General features: G+C 74.9%; 3 protein-coding genes. All 3 read left to right on the top strand.

Annotated features, from left to right (window positions below):
• The coding region (locus G3I65_RS24845) for a DUF1727 domain-containing protein (protein ID WP_160698237.1) at window positions 1-509 on the top strand (509 nt) is incomplete at its 5' end.
• Window positions 502-1209: a type 1 glutamine amidotransferase gene (locus G3I65_RS24840; RefSeq protein WP_160698236.1), complete on the top strand. Its 708-nt coding sequence runs from the start codon at window positions 502-504 to the stop codon at window positions 1207-1209. The genes G3I65_RS24845 and G3I65_RS24840, both read left to right, overlap by 8 nt.
• 207 nt (window positions 1210-1416) lie before the next feature.
• Window positions 1417-2534, top strand: a 1118-nt coding sequence (locus G3I65_RS24835; RefSeq protein ID WP_309235681.1) for a HAMP domain-containing sensor histidine kinase, incomplete at its 3' end; no start/stop codon positions are given.

Genomic DNA, 2534 nt, shown 5'->3' with positions numbered 1-2534 from the left:
TCGACCTCGACCTGCGGCTGCCGGGGGACGCGAACCGGGCCAACGCGGCGCTCGCGCTGGCCGCCGCGCACCGGCTCGGCGTGCCACCGCACACCGCGGCCGCCCGGCTGCGCACCATCTCCGACATCGGCGGCCGCTACCGCACGATCCGCCGGTCCCGGCACTTCGTGCGGCTGATGCTGGCGAAGAACCCGGCCGGCTGGGTCGAAACGCTGCGCGTGCTGGACGAGGACACGCCGGTGATCGTCGCGGTGAACGCGCAGGAAGCCGACGGGCGGGACCTGTCCTGGCTCTGGGACGTGCACTTCGAGCGGCTGCGCGGGCGCCAGGTCGTCGTGACCGGCGAGCGCGCCGCCGACCTCGCCGTCCGGCTCTGCTACGCCGAAGTCGCGCACTGGACCGAGCCGGACCCGGTCGCCGCGATCGACGGCCTCCCGCCCGGCGGCGTCGAGCTGGTCGCCAACTACACGGCGTTCCGGGACCTGGTCGGACGGCTGCCCGGTGGCTGAGTCGGTCGTCCACATCGGACTGTTGCTGCCGGAGGTGCTGGGCACGTACGGCGACACCGGCAACGCGCAGGTGCTCTGCCGACGGCTGCGCTGGCGCGGGCTGGACGCCGAGGTGGTGCCGGTCGGGTTGGGCGAGCCGGTCCCGTCCACTTTGGACCTGTACCTGCTCGGCGGCGGCGAGGACGGCGCACAGGCGCTGGCCGCCGCCCACCTGCGGAAGCACTGGCGATCGCGCTCGCGCGGCGCGGTGGTCTTCGGCGTCTGCGCGGGCTTGCAGGTGCTCGGCACCCGCTTCCGCGGCCTCGACGGCGTCGAGCACGACGGCCTGGGCCTCCTCGACGTGACCACGGAAGCCGGCGAGCGGCGCGCGGTGGCCGAGCTGGTCGCGACGTCGTCCGAGCTGCTGGGGCGCGCGCCGTTGACCGGCTTCGAGAACCACCTGGGCGTCAGCAAGCTCGGCGCGGACAGCGAGCCGCTCGGGTCGGTCGTGCGCGGCACGGGCAACGGCGACGGCACGGAAGGCGCGGTGACGGACCGGGTCATCGGCACGTACCTGCACGGCCCGGCGCTGGCCCGGAACCCGGAGCTGGCGGACCTGCTGCTGAGCTGGGTGGCGGGCCACCCGCTGCCCCCGCTGGACCTCCCGGAGGTCGACCGCCTGCGCACGGAACGCCTCACCGCCACCCGACGCCGGCGGTGACCCCGATGCCCCGCCCGCCACTCCGGACCCGCGGCAAGCGCCCCAAGGTGGCCTTCGGTGCGTCAGACGCAACCAAGGCGGCCTTCGGTGCGCGAGACGCAACCAAGGCCACATTGGGGTGCTTACAGCGCGGGGTGTGGCGGTGACGTGGTGGACGTGACCGCGGCGGAACCGCGGTGGTCGGCGGTCCGCGGTTACGCTGCGTTGGTGAGACTGGGCAGGGTGATCGCCGCGACCGGGGTCCGGATGCGCACCACCGCCGTGGCGGTGTTCGCGCTCGCGCTGGCCATCGCCGCCGCGGGCGTGGTCGTCGTGCTGCTGCTGGAGGAGTCGCTCGACCGCAGCGTCACCGAGAGTGCGCGCAGCACCGGCCGCCAGGTCGCCATCCAGCTCGTCCGCGAAGGCGCGCGCGACCTCAGCGCGAGCGACGTCGCCAGCACCGGCGACACCGAAGCCGTGACGCAGGTGCTGGACGCGCGGGGCGTGCCGATCGCGAGCGACCCCGCGATCGTCGGGCACCCGCCGCTGACCGCCTCGCGGCCGGTCGTCGGCTTCGAGACCATCGAGACGCTCCCGCTCGGGCTGAACGGCGACAGCGACGACTACCGCGTGGTGTCGCAGGAGGTGAACGGGCCGGGCGGGCCGTTCACGGTGATCTCCGCGCGCTCGCTGGAGCCGGTGACCGAGGCGTCCACCCGGCTGACGCTGCTGCTCGGCCTGATCGCCGTGCCGCTGCTCGCGATCTCCGGCCTCGCCGTCTACCGCGCGGTAGGGTCGGCGCTGCGGCCGGTCGAGCGGATGCGCCGGACCGTCGCGGAGATCTCGACGCGCGACCTCGCCGCGCGCGTGCCGCTGCCGCCGGGCGGGGACGAGGTGCACCGGCTGGCCGTGACGCTCAACGAAATGCTGTCGCGGCTGGCGTCCGCGCAGGCCGCGCAACGCCGGTTCGTCGCCGACGCCAGCCACGAGCTGCGGTCGCCGCTCTCGACGATCAGCACCGCGCTCGACGTCTCCGGGCGGCACCCGGAGAGCACCGGTGACCTGGTGCCGGTGATCGGCCGCGAAACCGCGCGGCTGCGCGAACTCGTCGACGACCTGCTGATGCTGGCCCGCACCGACGACGCCACCGACCGGCCGCAGCGCACCGAGGTCGACCTCGACGACATCGTCCGCGCCGAAGCCGAGCGCGTCCGCGGCGAAAGCGCGCTGGAGGTCGAGGTCCGGGCCGGGCCGGCGAAGGTGCACGGCAGCGAGGCCCAGCTGCGGCGGGCGGTGCGGAACCTGGTCGACAACGCGCGCGGGCACGCGCGGTCGCGCATCCGCGT

Origin of the sequence: Amycolatopsis sp. SID8362, from assembly GCF_010550475.1 — a bacterium.
In the GTDB taxonomy this organism is placed as follows: domain Bacteria; phylum Actinomycetota; class Actinomycetes; order Mycobacteriales; family Pseudonocardiaceae; genus Amycolatopsis; species Amycolatopsis eburnea.
Note: the sequence above shows the minus strand (reverse complement) of the source record. Positions and strands in the feature narration are given on the sequence as shown.